Consider the following 20,232-nt stretch of genomic DNA (forward strand, 5'->3'; position numbering starts at 1 on the left):
CTGCGGGCGTTGGAGGCCGAAAGACCATGAAAGCCATTGAAATCACTTCGTACGGCGCCCCTGAGGTGCTGCGCGTGGCCGATCGTCCCGATCCGGTGGCGGGTGTGGGCGAGCTGCTGATTCGCGTTGCGGCCAGTGGTGTCAACCGGCCCGACGTGCTGCAGCGGATGGGCCACTATCCGGTGCCGCCGGGTGCATCCGATCTGCCGGGCCTCGAGGTGGCCGGCGAGATCGTCTCTGGCGATGCCGCGGCGCTGGCCGAGGCGGGGTTCAAGGTTGGTGATCGTGTCTGTGCGTTGATCGCTGGCGGTGGCTATGCGCAGCTGTGCGTGGCGCCCGTGGCGCAATGCCTGCCGGTGCCGAAGGGTTGGAGCGATGTCGATGCGGCCTCGCTGCCCGAAACCTTCTTCACCGTGTGGAGCAATGTGTTCGAACGCGGCCGTCTGCAAAAAGGCGAGACGCTGCTGATCCAGGGCGGCTCGAGCGGCATCGGCGTCACGGCGATCCAGATCGCCAAGGCGCTGGGTGCGACGGTGATCGTCACGGCCGGCAGCGACGACAAGTGCGAAGCCTGCAAGAAGCTGGGGGCTGACCACGCCATCAACTACCGCACGAGCGATTTCGTCGAAGAGGCGAAGAAGCTCACCGGCGGCAAGGGCGTGGACGTGATCCTCGACATGGTTGCAGGCGACTACGTGGCGCGCGAGATCGAGTGCCTGGCCGAAGACGGCCGGCTCGTGATCATCGCGGTGCAGGGCGGCGTGAAGAGCCAGATCAATGCGGGCCTCGTGCTGCGCAGGCGCCTCACGATCACCGGCTCGACGCTGCGGCCTCGGCCGGTGGCCTTCAAGGGCGCCATTGCCAAGGCCCTGCGCGAAAAGGTGTGGCCGCTGCTGGAAAGCGGTGCCATCAAGCCCGTGATCCACAGCACCTTTGCAGCAGCGGGCGAGCCTAGCGGCGCAGCCCAGGCTCATGCGCTGATGGAATCGAACCAGCACATCGGCAAGATCGTGCTGACATGGTGACGGGAAGAACGCGATGACAACCAAGAAGAAGCTGATCGCCGGCAACTGGAAGATGAACGGCAGCCTCGCTGCCAACGAGGCGCTGGTGAAAGCCTTGCAGCAAGGCCTGGCCGCAAGCCCGGCCGCGTGCGACGTGGCGCTGTGCGCGCCCGCGCCGTACTTCGCCCAGCTGCAATCGCTGCTGGCGGGCTCGCCGGCACTGGCGCTCGGTGCGCAGGACATCTCGGCGCATCCGCAAGGTGCATTCACCGGCGAGCAATCGGCGGCGATGCTGAAGGATTTCGGCGTGCGCTATGCGATCGTCGGTCACTCGGAGCGCCGGCAATACCATGGCGAGACCGATGAGGCCGTGGCGGCGAAAACCGCTGCGGCATTGGCCAATGGCATCACGCCGATCGTCTGTGTCGGCGAAACGCTGGCGCAGCGCGAAGCGGGGCGGACCGAAGAGGTCGTCAAGCGCCAGCTGGCTGCAGTGATTCACGTGAACGGCCATTGCATCAGCGAGATCGTCGTGGCGTATGAGCCCGTCTGGGCCATCGGCACCGGCAAGACGGCCACGCCGGAGCAGGCGCAAGCGGTGCATGCCGTGCTGCGCGCGCAACTGCATCACGCGGCGAGCGAGCATGCAGCGGGCATCCAGATTCTTTATGGCGGCAGCATGAATGCGGCCAATGCCGCCGAACTGCTGGCGCAGGCCGACATCGACGGCGGCCTTATCGGTGGCGCGTCGCTCAAGGCGCCCGATTTTCTGCAGATCATTTCTGCCGCTGCGCGCTGAATGCGCAACGGCTGTATCACTTAGGAGTAAGAACGAATGAACGTGGTCCTCAACCTTCTGGTCGGCGTGCAGATGCTGGCAGCCCTCGCAATGATCGGCCTGATCCTGGTCCAGCATGGCAAGGGCGCCGACATGGGCGCAGCCTTCGGCAGCGGCAGCGCCGGCAGCCTGTTCGGCGCCAGCGGCAGTGCCAACTTTCTCTCGCGCACAACGGCCGTGCTTGCTGCCGTGTTCTTCGCCTGCACGCTGCTGCTGGCCTATTTCAGCCATGCACGTCCCGCAGGCGGCGGCAGTCTTCTGGAGCGCGCCGCGGTGGGTGCACCTGCTGCGCCGGCTTCCGGTGCGGCTGGTGAAATTCCTGGCGCGGCAGCTCCCAGCGCCCCCGCTTCGGCTCCTGTAGCCCCGGTTTCGGGTGCGGGCCAGATCCCCGGCAAGTAATCAACTCGTTTTCATGAGTTGCCCGTGAGAAATGGCTTCATTTCAGGGTAAACTCTAAATCTGTTCGGAAAGCCAAATGCCTCTTGCAGGTACCTCATGCCATCCGAACAGCAAAAAACCGCGGTCGTGGTGAAATTGGTAGACACGCTATCTTGAGGGGGTAGTGGCGAAAGCTGTGCGAGTTCGAGTCTCGCCGACCGCACCAAATCTCATCGGCAGAAAACCTCATCCAGGGGTTCTTCTTGCCGGTGGCAAGCGGTGAAAAACTCTCGATGAATCTCGACTCCTACCTCCCCGTCCTTTTGTTCATTCTGGTCGGAGTCGGCGTAGGCGTCGCCCCTCAGGTCATCGGATACATCCTCGGCCCCAATCGGCCGGACGCCGCGAAGAATGCTCCCTACGAGTGTGGCTTCGAGGCCTTCGAGGACGCGCGCATGAAGTTCGACGTGCGCTACTACCTCGTCGCGATTCTCTTCATCCTGTTCGATCTCGAAATTGCCTTTCTCTTCCCCTGGGCCATCGCGCTCAAGGAGATTGGCGCTATCGGCTTCTGGGCCATGATGATCTTTCTCGCCATCCTTGTCGTGGGCTTCGCCTACGAGTGGAAAAAAGGCGCGCTCGACTGGGAATGACAAGGAAAGCACACGATGGCCATTGAAGGCGTTCTCAAAGAAGGTTTCGTCACCACCACCTACGACTCGGTGGTGAACTGGGCGAAGACCGGATCTCTCTGGCCGATGACATTCGGCCTCGCATGTTGTGCGGTCGAAATGATGCACGCGGGTGCTGCCCGCTACGACATCGACCGTTTCGGCATGCTGTTTCGTCCGAGTCCGCGCCAGTCCGATCTGATGATCGTGGCGGGCACGCTGTGCAACAAGATGGCGCCGGCCCTGCGCAAGGTCTATGACCAGATGCCCGAGCCGCGCTGGGTGCTGTCGATGGGGTCGTGCGCGAATGGCGGTGGCTACTACCACTACAGCTATTCGGTCGTGCGCGGCTGCGACCGCATCGTGCCCGTCGACGTGTACGTTCCGGGTTGCCCGCCCACCGCCGAAGCATTGCTCTACGGCGTGATCCAGTTGCAGCAGAAGATTCGCCGCACCAACACCATTGCCCGCGCCTGAGAGATTGCCGACGATGACTGACTTTGCAATTTCGCCGGAGGTGCTGCGCGCCACCATTGCCGAGACGCTTGGCGCCAAGGCCAGGAGCGTGACGCTTGCCTTGGAAGAGGTGACCGTGGTGGTTGGTGCCGCCGACTACATCGAAGCCGCCTTGCTGCTGCGCGACGCGCCCGGCTGCCGCTTCGAGCAATTGATCGACCTTTGCGGCATGGACTATTCCGACTACCGCGAGGGCGAGTGGCAGGGCGAGCGTTACGGCGTCGTCACGCACCTGCTGTCGGTGAGCCTCAATCAGCGCGTGCGCCTCAAGGTGTTTGCGCCGAGCGAAGACCTGCCCGTGGTCGATTCGCTCCAGCCCGTCTGGAGCGCCGCCACCTGGTTCGAGCGCGAAGCCTTCGACCTGTACGGCATCGTGTTCGATGGCCACGACGACCTGCGCCGCATCCTGACCGACTACGGCTTCATCGGCCACCCGTTCCGCAAGGACTTCCCGGTGTCGGGTCACGTCGAGATGCGTTACGACGAAGAACAGAAGCGCGTGGTCTACCAGCCGGTATCGATCGAGCCGCGGGAAATCACGCCGCGCGTGATCCGCGAAGACAACTACGGCGGCGGTTTGCACTGATATGGCCGAAATCAAGAACTACACCCTCAACTTCGGCCCCCAGCATCCGGCCGCTCACGGCGTGCTGCGCCTGGTGCTAGAGCTCGACGGCGAAGTGATCCAGCGCGCCGACCCCCACATCGGCCTGCTTCACCGCGCCACCGAGAAGCTCGCCGAGTCGCGCACCTTCATTCAGTCGCTGCCTTACATGGACCGCCTCGACTACGTGTCGATGATGTCCAACGAGCACGCCTACTGCCTTGCCATCGAACGGATGATGGGCCTCGAGGTGCCGATCCGTGCGCAATACATCCGTGTGATGTTCGCCGAGATCACCCGCCTGCTGAACCACCTGCTGTGGCTCGGCGCGCACGGTCTCGACTGTGGTGCGATGAACATGCTCATCTACTGCTTCCGCGAGCGTGAAGACCTGTTCGACATGTACGAGGCCGTGTCCGGCGCGCGCATGCATGCGGCGTACTTCCGTCCGGGTGGCGTCTATCGCGACCTGCCGGACGCGATGCCGCAGTACAAGGTCAGCAAGATCAAGAACGCGAAGGCCATCGAGCGCCTGAACGAAGATCGCCAAGGGTCGCTGCTCGACTTCATCGACGCCTTCTGCAAGCGCTTCCCGAAGATGGTCGACGAGTACGAGACGCTGCTCACCGACAACCGCATCTGGAAGCAGCGCACCGTGGGCATCGGCGTGGTCACGCCGGAGCGCGCGCTGAACCTCGGCTTCACAGGCCCGATGCTGCGTGGCTCGGGCGTCGAATGGGATCTGCGCAAGAAGCAGCCCTACGACGTCTACGGCCAGATGCAGTTCGACGTGCCCGTGGGCAAGACTGGCGACTGCTACGACCGCTACCTCGTGCGCGTGGAAGAAATGCGCCAGGCCAACAAGATCATCCAGCAGTGCTCGGCATGGCTGCGCGCCAATCCCGGCCCGGTGATCACCGACAACCACAAGGTCGCCGCGCCCGCGCGTGAATCGATGAAGGCGAACATGGAGGAACTGATCCACCATTTCAAGCTCTTCACCGAAGGCTTCCATGTGCCCGAAGGCGAAGCGTATGCCGCCGTCGAGCATCCGAAGGGCGAGTTCGGCATCTATCTCGTGAGCGACGGCGCCAACAAGCCGTACCGCCTGAAGATCCGCGCCCCTGGTTTCCCGCACCTCGCCGCCCTCGACGAAATGTCGCGCGGTCACATGATCGCCGACGCTGTCGCGGTGATCGGCACGATGGACATCGTGTTCGGTGAAATCGACAGGTGAGAAAGAGCGAATGACGACTTCCTCAACCCATCACCATGACGCGGCCCCTTCGGCCCCGTTGAAGGCCGAGATCCTCGAGCGCTTTGCGCGCGAGGTCGCCAAGTACCCCGAAGCGGGCAAGCAATCCGCCGTGATGGCCTGCCTCGCCATCGTCCAGCAGGACGAGGGCTACGTCAGCCTGCAGCGTGAGCGCGAGATTGCCGAATACCTCGGCATGGCGCCCATCGCCGTGCATGAAGTGACGACCTTCTACAACATGTACAACCAGCATCCGGTGGGCAAGTTCAAGCTCAACGTGTGCACCAACCTGCCTTGCCAGTTGCGTGACGGCGTCACGGCCCTCGTGCACCTCGAGAAGAAGCTCGGCATCAAGATGGGCGAGACCACGGCCGACGGCCTGTTCACGCTGCAGCAGAGCGAATGCCTGGGCGCTTGTGCCGATTCGCCCGTGATGCTGGTCAACGATCGCACCATGTGCAGTTTCATGAGCAACGACAAGCTCGACCAGCTCATCGAGGGCCTGCGTGGCTCCGTCAAAGGGGAGGCCGCCTGATGTCGCCCGAGCAAGTACTCCAGCAGTTCCAGGCCACGGGCGTCCAGACCTGTTTCCATGATCGCCACATCGAGCCGCAGATCTATGCCGGCCTGAATGGCACCAACTGGCGGCTGGCCGACTACGAGGCACGCGGCGGCTACAAGGCGCTGCGCAAGATCCTCACCGAGGGCCTCACGCCCGACCAGGTGATCGCCGAGGTGAAAGCCTCGGGCCTGCGCGGCCGTGGCGGCGCGGGTTTCCCGACCGGCCTGAAGTGGAGCTTCATGCCCCGCCAGTTTCCGGGCCAGAAGTATCTCGTCTGCAATTCGGACGAAGGCGAGCCCGGTACCTGCAAGGACCGCGACATCCTGCAGTTCAACCCGCACATCGTGATCGAAGGCATGGCCATCGCCGCGTATGCGATGGGCATCAGCGTGGGCTACAACTACATCCACGGCGAGATCTTCCAGAGCTACGACCGCTTCGAGGAAGCCCTCGAAGAGGCGCGCGCCGCCGGCTACCTCGGCGACAAGATCATGGGCAGCACGTACAACTTCCAGTTGCACGCCGCCCACGGTTTCGGCGCCTACATCTGCGGCGAGGAAACCGCGCTGCTCGAATCGCTCGAAGGCAAGAAGGGCCAGCCGCGCTTCAAGCCGCCGTTCCCGGCGAGCTTCGGCCTCTACGGCAAGCCGACCACCATCAACAACACCGAGACCTTCGCGGCGGTGCCCTGGATCATCAACAACGGCGGTCCGGCCTACCTCGAATGCGGCAAGCCGAACAACGGCGGCACCAAGATCTACTCGGTCAGCGGCGACGTCGAGTTGCCCGGCAACTACGAAGTGCCCATGGGAACGCCGTTCTCCAAGCTGCTCGAACTGGCCGGCGGCGTGCGCAAGGGCCGCACGCTCAAGGCGGTGATCCCCGGTGGCTCGTCGTCGCCGGTGCTGCCGGCCGACATCATGATGGCCTGCACCATGGACTACGACTCCATCGCCAAGGCCGGCTCCATGCTGGGCTCGGGCGCGGTGATCGTCATGGACGACAGCCGCTCGATGGTCGAGTCGCTCAAGCGCCTCTCGTACTTCTACATGCACGAGTCCTGTGGCCAGTGCACGCCGTGCCGTGAAGGCACCGGCTGGCTCTATCGCGTGGTGGACCGCATCCACAACGGGAAGGGCAAGCCCAGCGACATGCAACTGCTGGACTCCGTTGCCGGGGACATCATGGGCCGCACCATCTGTGCGCTCGGCGATGCGGCGGCAATGCCCGTGCGCGCCATGATCAAGCACTTCCGTCACGAGTTCGAAGCCCTGATTCCGGGCCACGTCCCGACGGCGCCTGTCAAGGCCTGAGCGCGAGAAGAAACATACTCATGATCGAAATCGAACTCGACGGCAAGAAGGTCGAAGTGACCGAAGGCAGCATGGTGATGCATGCGGCCGACAAGGCGGGCACGTACATCCCGCACTTCTGCTATCACAAGAAACTCAGCATCGCGGCCAACTGCCGCATGTGCCTGGTCGACGTGGAAAAAGCGCCCAAGCCGATGCCGGCCTGCGCCACGCCCGTCACGCAGGGCATGATCGTTCGCACCAAGAGCGAAAAGGCCATCAAGGCGCAGCAGTCGGTCATGGAGTTCCTCCTGATCAACCACCCGCTGGACTGCCCGATCTGCGACCAGGGCGGCGAATGCCAGCTGCAGGACCTGGCCGTGGGCTACGGCGGTTCTTCCTCGCGCTACGAGGAAGAAAAGCGCGTCGTGTTCCACAAGGACGTCGGCCCGCTGATCAGCATGGAGGAGATGAGCCGCTGCATCCACTGCACGCGCTGCGTCCGTTTCGGCCAGGAAGTGGCCGGCGTGATGGAGCTCGGCATGTCGCACCGCGGCGAGCACTCCGAAATCGAAACTTTCCTCGGCGACTCGGTCGACTCCGAACTGTCGGGCAACATGATCGACATCTGCCCGGTCGGCGCGCTCACGAGCAAGCCGTTCCGCTACAGTGCCCGCACCTGGGAGCTGTCGCGCCGCAAGTCGGTAAGCCCCCACGATTCCACCGGTGCCAACCTGATCGTCCAGGTCAAGAACAACCGCGTGATGCGCGTGGTGCCGCTCGAGAACGAAGACGTCAACGAATGCTGGATCGCCGACCGCGACCGTTTCTCGTACGAAGCGCTCAACGGCCCCGAGCGCCTGACGCAGCCCATGCTGAAGCAGGGCGGCCAATGGCAGCAGGTCGATTGGCAGACGGCGCTCGAGTACGTCGCCAACGGCCTCAAGCAGATCAAGGCCGACCACGGTGCGCAAAGCATCGGCACGCTGGTCAGCCCGCACAGCACGCTCGAAGAGCTGCAGCTCGCCGCCATGCTCACGCGTGAACTGGGCAGCGACAACATCGACTACCGCCTGCGCAACGCCGAATTCACGGCATTCGAGGGCGTGCGCTGGCTCGGCACCTCGATCGCATCGCTCACGCAAGTGCAGCGCGCGCTCGTCGTCGGCTCGAACCTGCGCAAGGAACACCCGCTGTTCGCGCAGCGCATCCGCCAGGCCGTGCGCAAGGGCGCCGCACTGTCGGTGATCACCTCGGCGAGCCTGATGGCCGCCCGCGACGCTTGGGCCATCGACGTGGCGCAATCGTCCATCGTCGAAGCCGACCAGTGGGTCGAAGCGCTGGCCGCCGTGGCCGCTGCGGTCGGTGAAACCAACGGCGCAGCCGCGCCACTGGCACCGAAGAATGCACCGGATGCCGCCGCCAAGGCCATCGCAGCCTCGCTGCTGAGTGGCGAACGCAAGGCCATCCTGCTCGGCAACGCCGCCGCCCATCACGCCCAAGCCAGCAGCTTGCTGGCCCTGGCGAACTGGATCGGCGCGCAAACCGGCGCCACCGTCGGCTACCTGACCGAAGCCGCCAACACCGTGGGCGCGCAGATCGTCGGCGCGTTCCCGAAGAACGGCGGCCTCGATGCCGGCCGCATGCTCGCCGCAGGCTCCGGCCTGAAGGCCATGCTGCTGCTGAACACCGAGCCGGTGTTCGATTCGGCCGCTGGCGCCGCCGCCGCCGATGTCATCGGCAATGCGCAGATGGTCGTCACGCTGAGCCCCTTCAAGGCCAACCTCGAGTTCAGCGACGTGCTGTTGCCCATCGCGCCGTTCACCGAGACCCCGGGCACCTTCGGCAATGCCGAAGGCCGCCTGCAAGGATTCCATGCCGTCGTGAAGCCGCAAGGCGAAACGCGTCCGGCATGGAAGGTGCTGCGTGTGCTGGCCAACCTGCTGGGCCTGCCGGGCTTCGCGTTCGAATCAACCGCCGAGGTGCTGGCCACCATCGGTGACAAGGGCTCGGTGCCGGCGAATGCGCTGAGCAACGCCACGTCCGCGAAGGCCGTCGCCTCCGGCGGGGCAGCTGCTGCACCCGTGGTCGCGAGCATCTACCAGCTGGATTCGATCGTGCGCCGTGCGCCGTCGCTGCAACTGACCGCCGACGCGCGCAACGCGTCGTCGACCGCACCGGCGCGTGCCGAGGAGGCACTGGCATGATCGTCGACACCATTCACGGCTTCGGCCAGGGCCTGGTGGCCGCAGGCTGGTGGACCGGCGTGGTCTGGCCCGTGGTCTGGACGCTGCTGAAGATCATCATCGTGGTGATCCCCCTGATGCTGGCCGTGGCCTACCTCACGCTGTGGGAGCGCAAGGCCATCGGCTTCACGCAGATTCGCATCGGCCCGAACCGCATCGGACCACTGGGCCTGCTCCAGCCGATCGCCGACGCGCTCAAGCTGATGACCAAGGAAATCATTCTTCCGACGGTCGCCAACAAGGGCCTGTTCCTGCTGGGCCCGATCATGACCATCATGCCGGCGCTGGCCGCATGGGCAGTGATTCCCTTCGGTCCCGACGTGGCGCTGGCCAACATCAACGCCGGACTGCTGTTCGTGATGGCCATCACCTCGCTCGAGGTGTACGGCGTGATCATCGCCGGCTGGGCTTCGAACTCGAAGTACGCCTTCCTGGGCGCGCTGCGCGCCTCGGCACAGATGGTGAGCTACGAAATCGCGATGGGCTTCTGCTTCGTCGTGGTGCTGATGGTCACGGGCAGCCTGAACATGAGCGAGATCGTGAACGTCCAGGGCAAGGGCATGTTCGCCAACATGGGCGTGGGCTTGCTGTCATGGAACTGGCTGCCGCTGCTGCCGATCTTCGTCGTCTACTTCATCTCGGGCCTCGCCGAAACCAACCGCCACCCGTTCGACGTGGTGGAAGGCGAGTCTGAAATCGTGGCCGGCCACATGATCGAGTACTCGGGCATGAGCTTCGCGATGTTCTTCCTGGCCGAGTACGCCAACATGTGGCTCGTCTCGATCCTGACCGTGGTGCTGTTCCTGGGCGGATGGCTGCCGCCGTTCGAGTTCCTGAGCTTCATCCCCGGCTGGATCTGGCTGGGCGCCAAGACCTTCTGCGTGGTCACCATGTTCCTGTGGGTGCGCTCGACGTTCCCGCGCTTCCGCTATGACCAGATCATGCGTCTGGGCTGGAAGATCTTCATTCCCGTCACTCTCGTGTGGCTGGTCGTGGTCGGTGGCTGGATGCAGACGCCGTTCAACATCTGGAAATAACAGGAAGCGCCAACATCATGACTGCTTCACACACCGCCGGCGCGCTGGCGCGCCCTTCCAAACTCGCGTCTGCGCCTTTTTCGCTCAAGGACTTCCTGAGCAGCTTCATGCTGTTCGAACTGTTCAAGGGCCTGGCCATCACCGGCAAGTACGCCTTCGCCCGCAAGATCACGGTGCAGTTCCCCGAAGAGAAGACGCCGCTGTCGCCGCGTTTCCGCGGCCTGCACGCGCTGCGCCGCTATGAGAACGGCGAAGAGCGCTGCATTGCCTGCAAGCTCTGCGAAGCCGTCTGCCCGGCGCTGGCCATCACCATCGAGTCGGATGTGCGCGACGACGGCTCGCGCCGCACCACGCGCTACGACATCGACCTGACCAAGTGCATCTTCTGCGGCTTCTGCGAAGAAAGCTGCCCGGTCGACTCGATCGTCGAGACGCACATCTTCGAATACCACGGCGAAAAGCGCGGCGACCTGTACTTCACCAAGGACATGCTGCTGGCCGTGGGCGACCGCTACGAAAAAGAAATTGCAGCGAACAAGGCGGCCGACGCCAAGTACCGCTGATCCGACCAGCCCGAACCCATTCGAATTCCATGGACGTCAAGACCGGTCTGTTCTATCTGTTTGCCGTGGTGCTGCTGTTCGCAGCGTTCCGCGTCATCACCGCCCGCAATCCCGTGTATGCCGCGCTGTATCTGGTGCTGGCCTTCTTCCAGGCATCGGCCATCTGGCTGCTGCTGCGCGCCGAGTTCCTCGCGATCTCTCTGGTGCTGGTGTATGTCGGCGCCGTGATGGTGCTGTTCCTGTTCGTCGTGATGATGCTGGACATCAACGTCGACAGCTTGCGGGAGGGCTTCTGGAAGCACTTCCCGCTGGCCGCCGGTGTCGGCGCACTCATCGCGCTCGAAATGGCGGCCGTGCTCATGGGCGGCTTCCGCCTGGGCGAGGCACCGCGCGCTGCTGCCGGTGCGATGGGTGCCAACACTTCCAATACGCTCGAACTCGGCAAGCTGCTTTACTCCGAATACCTCTACCCGCTGGAAATCGCCGCGGTCATCCTGCTGGTGGCCATCGTGGCGGCCATCGCACTGACGCTGCGCACCCGCAAGGACAGCAAGTACGTCAATCCGGCCGACCAGGTCCGCGTGAAGGCGCGCGACCGCGTGCGCATCGTGCAGATGCCGGCAACGCGTGCTGCGGAGCCTGTGGTTGAAGTTGCGGACGCTGCAAAGGAAAACAAGGCATGACGCTCACGCTCGGACACTTCCTCTCGCTCGGCGCGATGCTCTTCGCGCTGTCCGTGATCGGCATCTTCCTGAACCGCAAGAACCTCATCGTGCTGCTGATGGCCATTGAGCTGATGCTGCTCGCGGTCAACATGAACTTTGTGGCGTTCTCGCACTATCTGGGCGATATGCACGGCCAGATCTTCGTGTTCTTCATCCTGACGGTGGCCGCAGCCGAGTCGGCCATCGGCCTGGCGCTGCTGGTCCTGCTGTTCCGCAACAAGTCGAACATCAACGTCGACGAACTCAACTCACTCAAGGGTTGAACGCAACATGAGCGCAACCCTTTCCGCATCCACCCTGCTGGCCGTGCCGCTGGCACCCCTGGTCGGCGCCGTCGTCGCCGGCCTGTTCGGCACCAAGTTCGGCGGCGATCACCTCGGCCGCAAGGTCACGCATTCGCTGACCATCCTGGGCGTGCTGGTCGCCTTCATCATCTCGGCCATGACGCTCAAGAGCGTGGTGGCCGACGGCGCCCGCTTCAACGAAACCATCTATGAATGGATGACCGTTGGCGGCCTGAAGATGGAAGTCGGCTTCCTGATCGACGGCCTCACCGCCATGATGATGTGCGTGGTGACCTTCGTGTCGCTGATGGTGCACATCTACACCATCGGCTACATGGAGGAAGACGACGGCTACAACCGTTTCTTCGCGTACATCTCGCTGTTCACCTTCTCGATGCTGATGCTCGTCATGAGCAACAACATGCTCCAGCTGTTCTTCGGCTGGGAGGCGGTGGGCCTGGTGTCGTACCTGCTGATCGGTTTCTGGTTCAACCGGCCGACCGCGATCTTCGCGAACATGAAGGCCTTCCTGGTCAACCGCGTGGGCGACTTCGGCTTCATCCTCGGCATCGGCCTGATCGCGGCCTATGCCGGCACGCTGAACTACGGCGAAGCCTTCGCCAAGGCCAACACGCTGGCCGGCATCACCTTCCCGGGCACTGAATGGATGCTGATCACCGTGATCTGCATCTGCCTGTTCATCGGCGCAATGGGCAAGAGCGCGCAGTTCCCGCTGCACGTGTGGCTGCCCGACTCGATGGAAGGCCCGACGCCCATCTCCGCGCTGATCCACGCCGCGACCATGGTGACGGCCGGCATCTTCATGGTGGCGCGCATGTCGCCGCTGTTCGAACTGAGCGACACGGCACTGAGCTTCATCCTCGTGATCGGCGCCATCACCGCGCTGTTCATGGGCTTCCTGGGCATCATCCAGAACGACATCAAGCGCGTGGTTGCGTACTCGACGCTCTCGCAGCTCGGCTACATGACGGTGGCGCTCGGTGCCTCGGCCTACTCGGTCGCGGTGTTCCACCTGATGACGCACGCGTTCTTCAAGGCGCTGCTGTTCCTCGGCGCGGGCTCGGTGATCATCGGAATGCACCACAACCAGGACATCCGCTGGATGGGCGGCGTGCGCAAGTACATGCCGATCACCTGGATCACCTCGCTGCTGGGTTCCCTCGCGCTGATCGGCACGCCGTTCTTCGCCGGGTTCTACTCGAAGGACAGCATCATCGAAGCGGTGCACGAAAGCCACCTGTGGGGCGCGAACTTCGCGTACTACGCGGTGCTGGCCGGCGTGTTCATCACGGCGTTCTATTCGTTCCGCATGTACTTCCTGGTCTTCCACGGCGAGGAACGCTACGACCAAAACCCCGACGCGCACCACCACGACGAGCATGCGGAGCACGACGACGATCATGGCCACGGCCACAAGCCGCACGAATCGCCCTGGGTGGTGTGGCTGCCGCTGGTGCTGCTGGCCATTCCCTCGGTGGTGATCGGCTTCATGACGATCGAGCCGATGCTGTTCGGCGAGTTCTTCAAGAACGCGATCATCGTGGACGGCACCAGGCACCACGCCATGAAGGAACTGGAAGAAGCCTTCCACGGCCCGGTGGCCATGGCCATCCACGGCCTGACGGCGCCGCCGTTCTGGCTGGCGCTGGCCGGCGTGGTCCTGTCCTGGTATATGTACATGATCAACCCGGCGCTGCCGGCCGCGATCAAGCGCGCCTTCGGCCCGATCTACCGCCTGCTCGAGAACAAGTACTACATGGACTGGTTCAACGAGAACGTCATCGCCCGCGCCACGCGCGCGCTCGGTACCGGCCTGTGGAAGGGGGGCGACCAGGCCCTGATCGACGGTGCCGTCGTGAACGGCTCGTGGAAGGTGGTCGGCCGGGTTTCAGGCGTGGTTCGCTGGATGCAGTCCGGCTACATCTATCACTATGCCTTCGCGATGCTGCTCGGCATCTTCATCCTGATGACGTACTTCGTCTGGTTCAAACGCTGAGCCTAGCGCTGGAGAAAAAGAAAAATGGGTTTGTTGAGCCTTGCCATCTGGGTGCCGATCGCATTCGGCGCCGTGCTGCTGGCGTTTGGCCGTGACGAGCACGCCAGAGGCGTACGCTGGGTCGCGCTCGTCGGTTCCATCGTGAGCTTCCTGGTCACGGTGCCGCTGGTCACGCGTTTCCAGAACAGTAGCGCCGCGATGCAGTTCGTCGAGAAGACGGGCTGGATCTCGCGCTTCAACGTCAACTACCACCTCGGGATCGACGGCATGTCGCTCTGGCTGGTGCTGCTGACGTCGTTCATCACGGTCGTCGTCGTGATCTCGGCCTGGGAAGTGATCACCGAGCGCGTGAACCAATACATGGGCGCGTTCCTGATCCTGTCGGGCTTCATGATCGGCGTGTTCGCTGCACTCGACGGCGTGCTGTTCTACGTGTTCTTCGAAGCCACGCTGATCCCGATGTACCTGATCATCGGCATCTGGGGCGGCCCGAACAAGATCTACGCGGCTTTCAAGTTCTTCATCTACACCTTGCTCGGCTCGCTGCTGATGCTGGTGGCGCTGATCTACCTGTACAACAAGTCGGGCGGCAGCTTCGACATCCTGAGCTGGCACAAGCTGCCGCTGGGTGCGAGCGCGCAGACCTTCCTGTTCTTCGCCTTCTTCGCGGCCTTCGCGGTGAAGGTGCCGATGTGGCCGGTGCACACCTGGCTGCCCGACGTGCACGTCGAGGCGCCCACCGGCGGTTCCGCCGTGCTGGCCGCGATCATGCTGAAGCTGGGCGCCTACGGTTTCCTGCGCTTCTCGATGCCCATCGCGCCCGATGCCTCGCACGAATGGGCCTGGCTCATGATCGCGCTGTCGCTGATCGCGGTGATCTACGTGGGCCTGGTCGCGCTGGTGCAGCAGGACATGAAGAAGCTGGTGGCTTACTCGTCGGTGGCCCACATGGGCTTCGTGACGCTCGGCTTCTTCATCTTCAACGAGCTTGGCGTGTCCGGCGGCATCGTGCAGATGATTGCGCACGGCTTCGTGTCGGGCGCCATGTTCCTGGGCATCGGCGTGCTGTACGACCGCGTGCACTCGCGCCAGATCGCCGACTACGGCGGCGTGGTCAACACCATGCCCAAGTTCGCCGCGTTCGCGCTGCTGTTCGCCATGGCCAATTGCGGCCTGCCGGGCACCGCCGGTTTCGTGGGCGAGTGGATGGTGATTCTGGGTGCCGTGAAGGCCAACTTCTGGATCGGAATGGCGGCAGCGACCGCGCTGATCTTCGGTGCCGCCTACACCCTGTGGATGTACAAGCGCGTGTACCTCGGCCCGGTCGGCAACGACCACGTCAAGGAAGTCAGCGACATCAATGCCCGCGAGTTCCTGATGCTGGCGCTGCTGGCGATCGCCGTGCTGTGGATGGGCCTCTATCCGAAGCCTTTCACCGACTCGATGAACGCTTCGGTGACCGAGCTCCTGCGCCACGTGGCGATTTCCAAGTTGCCCTCCTGATGCCACGCTGAACAAGAGAACGAGATGATTGACAAACTCAGCTGGGTCACGATCTACCCCGAAATCGTGTTGCTGGTCATGGCCTGCATCATTGCGCTGGTCGACCTGTCGGACGCGAGCCCGCGCCGTACCCGCACCTATGTACTGACGTTGGCCACGCTCGCCGTGGTCGCGGTGTTGTCGGGCCTCGCCGCCCTCGGTGGCAAGACTGCCTACGGCTTCGGCGGCATGGTCGTCAGCGATCCGATGGGCAATTGGCTCAAATGCTTTGCCACCGTTGCCCTGATGGTCACGCTGGTCTATGGCCGTCCTTATGCGGCCGACCGCGAGATGCTGCGCGGCGGCGAACTGTTCACCATCAGCATGTTCGCGCTGCTGGGCATGTTCGTGATGATCTCGGGCAGCAACTTCCTGCTGATCTACCTGGGCCTGGAACTGCTCACGCTGTCGAGCTATGCGCTGGTGGCGCTGCGCCGCGACAACGCGGTGGCCAGCGAAGCCGCCATGAAGTACTTCGTGCTCGGCGCCATGGCCAGCGGTTTCCTGCTGTACGGCCTGTCGATGATGTACGGCGCGACCGGTTCGCTCGACGTCAACGAAGTGTTCAAGTCCATCGCGAGCGGCAAGGTGAACCACCAGGTGCTGGTGTTCGGCCTGGTGTTCATCGTGGCCGGCCTGGCCTTCAAGGTGGGCGCCGCGCCGTTCCACATGTGGGTGCCCGACGTCTACCAGGGCGCACCGACGGCGGTCACGCTGCTGATCGGCGCCGCGCCCGAACTGGCGGCCTTCGCCATCATCATCCGCCTGCTGGTCGACGCGCTGCAGCCGCTGGCCATCGACTGGCAGCAGATGCTTGCCGTGCTCGCCATCGCCTCGCTGCTGGTCGGCAACCTGGCCGCCATCGCCCAGAGCAACCTGAAGCGGATGCTGGCGTATTCGACGATCTCGCAGATGGGCTTCATGCTCCTCGGCCTGGTGGCGGGTTCGGACCAGCAGGGCACTTATAACGCCCAGTTCGCCTACAGCGCCTCGATGTTCTACATCGTGACCTACGTGCTGACCACGCTCGCGAGCTTCGGCATCATCCTGCTGCTGGCGCGCGAAGGCTTCGAAAGCGAAGAGATTACCGACCTCGCAGGCCTGAACCAGCGCAGCCCGCTGTATGCCGGTGTGATGGCCATCGCGATGTTCTCGCTGGCCGGCCTGCCGCCGCTGGTCGGCTTCTACGCCAAGCTGGCCGTGCTGCAGGCGCTGATCGCCTCGGGCCAGGCGATCTACATCGGGTTGGCCGTGTTCGCGGTGATGATGTCGCTGATCGGTGCGTTCTACTACCTGCGCGTGGTCAAGGTCATGTACTTCGATGCGCCCGTCACGGCCACCACGGTGTCGGCACCGCGCGACGTGCGCACCGTGCTCACGATCAACGGCGCGCTGATCCTGATCCTAGGCATCGTGCCCGGCGGCCTGATGACGCTTTGCTACGACGCGATCGTGGCCACGCTGGCCCACTGACGCGGCCGACCTCGGGTGTCGCAAACCGCGTCGGTCTGGGTCGTTCTGCTGGTGGCCCTGGTGGCCGCCAACCTGCCGTTCTTCAACAATCGCCTGTTCGGCGTCGTGCCTCTGGCGACAACACCCAAGTCGCTCGCGGTGCGGCTCGCCGAGCTGGTGGTCTTGTACTTTCTGGCGGGCGGCGTCGGGCTGCTGTTCGAGCGCAGGGCAGGGCAGATCGCCTCGCAGGGCTGGGAGTTCTATGCGGTGACCGGCGCGCTGTTCATCGTGCTGGCCTTTCCCGGGTTCACCTGGCGCTACCTGATGAAACACAGGCACTGACGACATGACCTCGACCACCACGACCACCGATTCGCACCTGAAGGAAGAATTCACGCAGAGCGTGGAGCTCTTCAAGGGCAACTTCCTGCACGCCAAGCGCGACACCGTGCGCCTGCCCGACGGCCACACCGCCACGCGCGAGTACGTGGTGCATCCGGGTGCCGTGGTGGTCATTCCGTTGCTGGACGATGGCCGCGTGGTGCTGGAACGCCAGTTCCGCTACCCCGTGGGCCACGTGATGATCGAATTCCCCGCGGGCAAGCTCGACGCGGGTGAAGACCCGTTCGTCTGCGGCCGGCGCGAGCTGCTCGAGGAAACCGGCTATACCGCGCGCGAATGGGCGCATGCGGGTGCGATGCACCTGGCGGTGGCGTACTCGACCGAGATCATCCACATCTACTTCGCGCGCGGTCTTTGGCTGGGCGAGCGGCAGCTCGACCATGGCGAGTTCCTCGACGTGTTCACGGCCACGCCCGAAGAGCTGGCCGACTGGTGCCGTGACGGCACCGTGACCGATGCCAAGACGCTGACCTGCACGCTCTGGCTGCAGAACGTCCTTTCGGGCGCATGGGCTCTGGACTGGCAGGCCGTGCCGGCAGAAGGCAGCGCGGGATAATCCGCGCATGAAGGTTCTGAATCTCCGCTGCGCACACGGCCACGGCTTCGAGGGCTGGTTTGCGTCCAACGAGGCCTTCGACAGCCAGTTGGCGAGTGGACTGGTCGAGTGCCCGGTCTGCGGCGACACCGCGATCGTCAAGTTGCTGAGCGCGCCGCGCCTCAACCTCGGCAATGCCAAGGCGCCGCAGGAAGCCGTTGCAACTGCCGCTTCAAATGTTGTTCCCGCCGAACTCTCGCCCGAGGCCCGCTGGATGCGAGCCGTGCGCGAGGTGCTGGCGAAGACCGAAGACGTCGGCGAGCGCTTTGCCGACGAAGCCCGGAAGATGCACTACGGCGAGGCCCAGGAACGGGGCATCCGCGGACAGGCCACGCTCGAGCAGACCGAGGCGCTGCTCGACGAGGGCATTGCGGTGATGGCGCTGCCGATACCGGCTGCGCTCAAGGAAACCCTGCAGTAGCCAACCGGGCCGCGGCTGTTGCTCATGCCGTGAATTGGAGCGCAGCGAGGCGCGCATAAACGCCGCCCTGCGCCACCAGCGTCGCGTGCGTTCCCTGCTCGACGATCCCGCCGTGGTCCAGCACCACGATACGGTCGGCCTTCTGCACCGTCGCCAAGCGGTGTGCGATCACGACTGTCGTGCGGTTTTCCATCGCCGATTCCAGTGCCGCCTGCACCATGCGTTCGCTCTCCGCGTCCAGTGCGCTCGTGGCCTCGTCGAGCAGCAGCAGCGGCGGGTTCTTGAGGATCGCACGCGCGATCGCGATGCGCTGGCGCTGTCCGCCCGACAGGCGCACGCCGCGCTCGCCGAGGAAGGTGTCGTAGCCCTCGGGCAGCGCCTGCAGGAAGTCGTGGGCGAAGGCGGCGCGGGCGGCGGCATGCACCTCTTCGGCCGTTGCGTCGGGCCGGCCGTAGCGGATGTTCTCGAACGCGCTGGCCGAGAAGATCACCGCATCCTGTGGCACCAGGCCGATGCGGGTGCGCAGGTCGGGCAGGGCGAGCGAAGCCAGCGGAGTGCCATCGAGCAGCAGGCGGCCCGATTGCGGGTCGTAGTAGCGCAGCAGCAACTGGAACACTGTGCTCTTGCCCGCGCCGCTCGACCCCACCAGCGCCACGGTTTCGCCGGGCGCGACGTCGAGGCTGAAGCCGCGCAATGCCGGCGTGTCCGGCCGGGACGGGTAATGGAAGGTCACCGCATCGAACCTGATCGCGCTGCCCGCCACGGGAACGGGCGCGACCGTCGGATTTGACGGTGAAAAGATGGCCGCGGGCGCATGCAGCAGTTCCATCAGCCGCTCGGTTGCGCCGGCTGCGCGGAGCAAGTCGCCGTACACCTCGCCGAGCACGGCGGTCGCACTGGCCAGGATGGCGACGTAGACGACGGTCTGGCCCAGGTGGCCGGCCGTGATGTCGCCGCGCAGCACTGCCTGCGTGCCTTGGTACAGGCCCCAGAGCAGCGCCGCGGAGGTCGCGATGATGATGAACGCCACCAGCACCGAGCGGGCCTTGGTTCGGCGCACGGCGGTGCGGAAAGCGTTCTCCGTCGAACCGCTGAAGCGAGCGGCCTCGCGGCCTTCGGCCGTGTAGCTCTGCACCACCGGAATCGCGTTCAGCACCTCGGCGGCGATGGCGCTCGAATCGGCCACGCGGTCCTGGCTGGCGCGCGACAGCTTGCGCACGCGGCGGCCGAACCACATGCTCGGCAGCACCACCAGCACGAGGATGCCCAGCACCTGCACCATCACATAGGGATTGGTCCACACCAGCACGGCCAGCGCGCCGATGCCCATCACCGCGTTGCGCAGGCCCATGCTCAGCGAGGAGCCGACGACCGTCTGCACCAGCGTGGTGTCGGCTGTCAGGCGCGAGAGCACCTCGCCGGTCTGCGTGGTTTCGAAGAAGGCCGGGCTCTGCTTCAGCACGTGGCCATAGACCGCGTTGCGGATGTCGGCCGTCACGCGCTCGCCCAGCCAGCTCACCGTATAGAAGCGCGCCGCCGAGAAAAGACCGAGCGCCACTGCCACCGCGAAGAGGGCGCCGAAGTGCTCGCGCAGCGCCATCGTCTGGGCGCCCTTGTCGGCGCTGATCAAGCCACCGTCAATCAGGCTGCGCAATGCGATAGGGAAAACCAGTGTGGTGAGCGCCGCCATCACCAGAAAGATGCCTGCCAGGACGATTTGCACCCGGTAGGGACGGAGAAAAGGGCTCAGGCCCGAGAGCGATCGGGGCGAGCCCTTGGCCATGGAAGACGGTGGGGGAGAAGCCATGGAAGGATTCTACAGAAACAT

The 20,232-nt window shown here is 64.3% G+C and carries 21 protein-coding genes and 1 tRNA gene; 21 read left to right on the forward strand and 1 reads right to left on the reverse strand.

From position 1 onward, the window contains the following. Positions 1–26 precede the first annotated feature (26 nt). The 21 genes from ACCC97_RS05840 (at position 27) to ACCC97_RS05940 (ending at position 18,404) form a co-directional block, all read left to right on the forward strand. Complete coding sequence (locus ACCC97_RS05840; RefSeq protein WP_413312556.1) at positions 27–1,025, forward strand: NAD(P)H-quinone oxidoreductase; 999 nt, start codon at positions 27–29, stop codon at positions 1,023–1,025. 13 nt (positions 1,026–1,038) lie between these two features. Beyond that, positions 1,039–1,803: a triose-phosphate isomerase gene (gene tpiA, locus ACCC97_RS05845; protein ID WP_413331851.1), complete on the forward strand. Its 765-nt coding sequence runs from the start codon at positions 1,039–1,041 to the stop codon at positions 1,801–1,803. A gap of 36 nt (positions 1,804–1,839) precedes the next feature. Beyond that, entirely contained in the window at positions 1,840–2,241 is a 402-nt protein-coding gene (secG, locus tag ACCC97_RS05850) for a preprotein translocase subunit SecG (protein ID WP_413312555.1), read from the forward strand. A 120-nt stretch (positions 2,242–2,361) separates the two neighbouring features. Then, a tRNA-Leu gene (locus tag ACCC97_RS05855) sits at positions 2,362–2,446 on the forward strand. 67 nt (positions 2,447–2,513) lie between these two features. Further along, positions 2,514–2,873, forward strand: coding sequence for an NADH-quinone oxidoreductase subunit A (locus tag ACCC97_RS05860; protein ID WP_042674206.1), 360 nt, complete (start codon positions 2,514–2,516; stop codon positions 2,871–2,873). A 15-nt stretch (positions 2,874–2,888) separates the two neighbouring features. Further along, the gene (locus ACCC97_RS05865) at positions 2,889–3,368 is read left to right on the forward strand and encodes a NuoB/complex I 20 kDa subunit family protein (protein WP_007837763.1); all 480 of its coding nucleotides are present in this window, start codon (positions 2,889–2,891) and stop codon (positions 3,366–3,368) included. Positions 3,369–3,381: 13 nt separating this feature from the next. Beyond that, the gene (locus ACCC97_RS05870; protein ID WP_007837755.1) at positions 3,382–3,993 is read left to right on the forward strand and encodes an NADH-quinone oxidoreductase subunit C; all 612 of its coding nucleotides are present in this window, start codon (positions 3,382–3,384) and stop codon (positions 3,991–3,993) included. Between the two features lies 1 nt (position 3,994). Then, positions 3,995–5,248: an NADH-quinone oxidoreductase subunit D gene (locus tag ACCC97_RS05875; protein ID WP_007837753.1), complete on the forward strand. Its 1,254-nt coding sequence runs from the start codon at positions 3,995–3,997 to the stop codon at positions 5,246–5,248. A 10-nt stretch (positions 5,249–5,258) separates the two neighbouring features. Beyond that, the gene (gene nuoE / locus ACCC97_RS05880) at positions 5,259–5,801 is read left to right on the forward strand and encodes an NADH-quinone oxidoreductase subunit NuoE (protein ID WP_007837751.1); all 543 of its coding nucleotides are present in this window, start codon (positions 5,259–5,261) and stop codon (positions 5,799–5,801) included. Further along, complete coding sequence (nuoF, locus tag ACCC97_RS05885) at positions 5,801–7,141, forward strand: NADH-quinone oxidoreductase subunit NuoF (protein ID WP_007837749.1); 1,341 nt, start codon at positions 5,801–5,803, stop codon at positions 7,139–7,141. The genes nuoE and nuoF overlap by 1 nt, the downstream gene beginning before the upstream one ends. 20 nt (positions 7,142–7,161) lie before the next feature. Then, a complete protein-coding gene (gene nuoG, locus ACCC97_RS05890) occupies positions 7,162–9,327 on the forward strand; it encodes an NADH-quinone oxidoreductase subunit NuoG (RefSeq protein WP_413331852.1) in 2,166 nt (721 codons plus the stop codon). Beyond that, the gene (nuoH, locus tag ACCC97_RS05895) at positions 9,324–10,403 is read left to right on the forward strand and encodes an NADH-quinone oxidoreductase subunit NuoH (protein WP_007837745.1); all 1,080 of its coding nucleotides are present in this window, start codon (positions 9,324–9,326) and stop codon (positions 10,401–10,403) included. Before nuoG ends, nuoH begins: the two co-directional genes overlap by 4 nt. Positions 10,404–10,420: 17 nt before the next feature. Beyond that, positions 10,421–10,966: an NADH-quinone oxidoreductase subunit NuoI gene (gene nuoI, locus ACCC97_RS05900; protein ID WP_007837743.1), complete on the forward strand. Its 546-nt coding sequence runs from the start codon at positions 10,421–10,423 to the stop codon at positions 10,964–10,966. Between the two features lie 29 nt (positions 10,967–10,995). Continuing rightward, positions 10,996–11,649: an NADH-quinone oxidoreductase subunit J gene (locus tag ACCC97_RS05905; RefSeq protein ID WP_007837742.1), complete on the forward strand. Its 654-nt coding sequence runs from the start codon at positions 10,996–10,998 to the stop codon at positions 11,647–11,649. Beyond that, positions 11,646–11,954 (forward strand): NADH-quinone oxidoreductase subunit NuoK, encoded by a 309-nt coding sequence (gene nuoK / locus ACCC97_RS05910; RefSeq protein WP_007837741.1) that lies wholly within the window; start codon positions 11,646–11,648, stop codon positions 11,952–11,954. Before ACCC97_RS05905 ends, nuoK begins: the two co-directional genes overlap by 4 nt. A 7-nt stretch (positions 11,955–11,961) precedes the next feature. Then, positions 11,962–13,992 carry an NADH-quinone oxidoreductase subunit L gene (nuoL, locus tag ACCC97_RS05915; protein WP_413331853.1) on the forward strand — a complete coding sequence of 677 codons (2,031 nt, stop codon included), beginning with the start codon at positions 11,962–11,964 and terminating at the stop codon, positions 13,990–13,992. Between the two features lie 24 nt (positions 13,993–14,016). Then, positions 14,017–15,495 carry an NADH-quinone oxidoreductase subunit M gene (locus ACCC97_RS05920; protein WP_007837739.1) on the forward strand — a complete coding sequence of 493 codons (1,479 nt, stop codon included), beginning with the start codon at positions 14,017–14,019 and terminating at the stop codon, positions 15,493–15,495. Between the two features lie 24 nt (positions 15,496–15,519). Continuing rightward, the gene (gene nuoN, locus ACCC97_RS05925; protein WP_413312550.1) at positions 15,520–17,007 is read left to right on the forward strand and encodes an NADH-quinone oxidoreductase subunit NuoN; all 1,488 of its coding nucleotides are present in this window, start codon (positions 15,520–15,522) and stop codon (positions 17,005–17,007) included. 15 nt (positions 17,008–17,022) lie between these two features. Continuing rightward, positions 17,023–17,328, forward strand: a complete 306-nt coding sequence (locus ACCC97_RS05930) for a DUF2818 family protein (RefSeq protein WP_007837735.1) — start codon at positions 17,023–17,025, stop codon at positions 17,326–17,328. A 4-nt stretch (positions 17,329–17,332) separates the two neighbouring features. After that, positions 17,333–17,944 (forward strand): NUDIX domain-containing protein, encoded by a 612-nt coding sequence (locus ACCC97_RS05935; RefSeq protein ID WP_413331854.1) that lies wholly within the window; start codon positions 17,333–17,335, stop codon positions 17,942–17,944. Between the two features lie 7 nt (positions 17,945–17,951). Continuing rightward, entirely contained in the window at positions 17,952–18,404 is a 453-nt protein-coding gene (locus ACCC97_RS05940) for a DUF1178 family protein (protein ID WP_007837732.1), read from the forward strand. 22 nt (positions 18,405–18,426) lie between these two features. Here the strand turns inward: ACCC97_RS05940 and ACCC97_RS05945 are convergent, their stop codons facing one another. Next, positions 18,427–20,211 (reverse strand): ABC transporter transmembrane domain-containing protein, encoded by a 1,785-nt coding sequence (locus tag ACCC97_RS05945; protein ID WP_413331855.1) that lies wholly within the window; start codon positions 20,209–20,211, stop codon positions 18,427–18,429. Between the last annotated feature and the right edge of the window lie 21 nt (positions 20,212–20,232).

This window comes from Variovorax sp. Varisp85 (assembly GCF_047304045.1).
Classification (GTDB): domain Bacteria; phylum Pseudomonadota; class Gammaproteobacteria; order Burkholderiales; family Burkholderiaceae_C; genus Variovorax.

Bases quoted from the DNA above. Each gene is read 5' to 3' on its own strand.
- ACCC97_RS05840 (WP_413312556.1), top strand. From the start codon at position 27: ATGAAAGCCATTGAAATCACTTCGTACGGCGCCCCTGAGGTGCTGCGC.
- nuoG (WP_413331852.1), top strand. From the start codon at position 7,162: ATGATCGAAATCGAACTCGACGGCAAGAAGGTCGAAGTGACCGAAGGC.
- ACCC97_RS05940 (WP_007837732.1), top strand. From the start codon at position 17,952: ATGAAGGTTCTGAATCTCCGCTGCGCACACGGCCACGGCTTCGAGGGC.
- nuoF (WP_007837749.1), top strand. From the start codon at position 5,801: ATGTCGCCCGAGCAAGTACTCCAGCAGTTCCAGGCCACGGGCGTCCAG.
- nuoE (WP_007837751.1), top strand. From the start codon at position 5,259: ATGACGACTTCCTCAACCCATCACCATGACGCGGCCCCTTCGGCCCCG.
- secG (WP_413312555.1), top strand. From the start codon at position 1,840: ATGAACGTGGTCCTCAACCTTCTGGTCGGCGTGCAGATGCTGGCAGCC.
- tpiA (WP_413331851.1), top strand. From the start codon at position 1,039: ATGACAACCAAGAAGAAGCTGATCGCCGGCAACTGGAAGATGAACGGC.
- ACCC97_RS05865 (WP_007837763.1), top strand. From the start codon at position 2,889: ATGGCCATTGAAGGCGTTCTCAAAGAAGGTTTCGTCACCACCACCTAC.
- nuoK (WP_007837741.1), top strand. From the start codon at position 11,646: ATGACGCTCACGCTCGGACACTTCCTCTCGCTCGGCGCGATGCTCTTC.
- nuoI (WP_007837743.1), top strand. From the start codon at position 10,421: ATGACTGCTTCACACACCGCCGGCGCGCTGGCGCGCCCTTCCAAACTC.
- nuoL (WP_413331853.1), top strand. From the start codon at position 11,962: ATGAGCGCAACCCTTTCCGCATCCACCCTGCTGGCCGTGCCGCTGGCA.
- nuoH (WP_007837745.1), top strand. From the start codon at position 9,324: ATGATCGTCGACACCATTCACGGCTTCGGCCAGGGCCTGGTGGCCGCA.
- ACCC97_RS05860 (WP_042674206.1), top strand. From the start codon at position 2,514: ATGAATCTCGACTCCTACCTCCCCGTCCTTTTGTTCATTCTGGTCGGA.
- ACCC97_RS05935 (WP_413331854.1), top strand. From the start codon at position 17,333: ATGACCTCGACCACCACGACCACCGATTCGCACCTGAAGGAAGAATTC.
- ACCC97_RS05920 (WP_007837739.1), top strand. From the start codon at position 14,017: ATGGGTTTGTTGAGCCTTGCCATCTGGGTGCCGATCGCATTCGGCGCC.
- ACCC97_RS05870 (WP_007837755.1), top strand. From the start codon at position 3,382: ATGACTGACTTTGCAATTTCGCCGGAGGTGCTGCGCGCCACCATTGCC.
- nuoN (WP_413312550.1), top strand. From the start codon at position 15,520: ATGATTGACAAACTCAGCTGGGTCACGATCTACCCCGAAATCGTGTTG.
- ACCC97_RS05905 (WP_007837742.1), top strand. From the start codon at position 10,996: ATGGACGTCAAGACCGGTCTGTTCTATCTGTTTGCCGTGGTGCTGCTG.
- ACCC97_RS05945 (WP_413331855.1), bottom strand. From the start codon at position 20,211: ATGGCTTCTCCCCCACCGTCTTCCATGGCCAAGGGCTCGCCCCGATCG.
- ACCC97_RS05875 (WP_007837753.1), top strand. From the start codon at position 3,995: ATGGCCGAAATCAAGAACTACACCCTCAACTTCGGCCCCCAGCATCCG.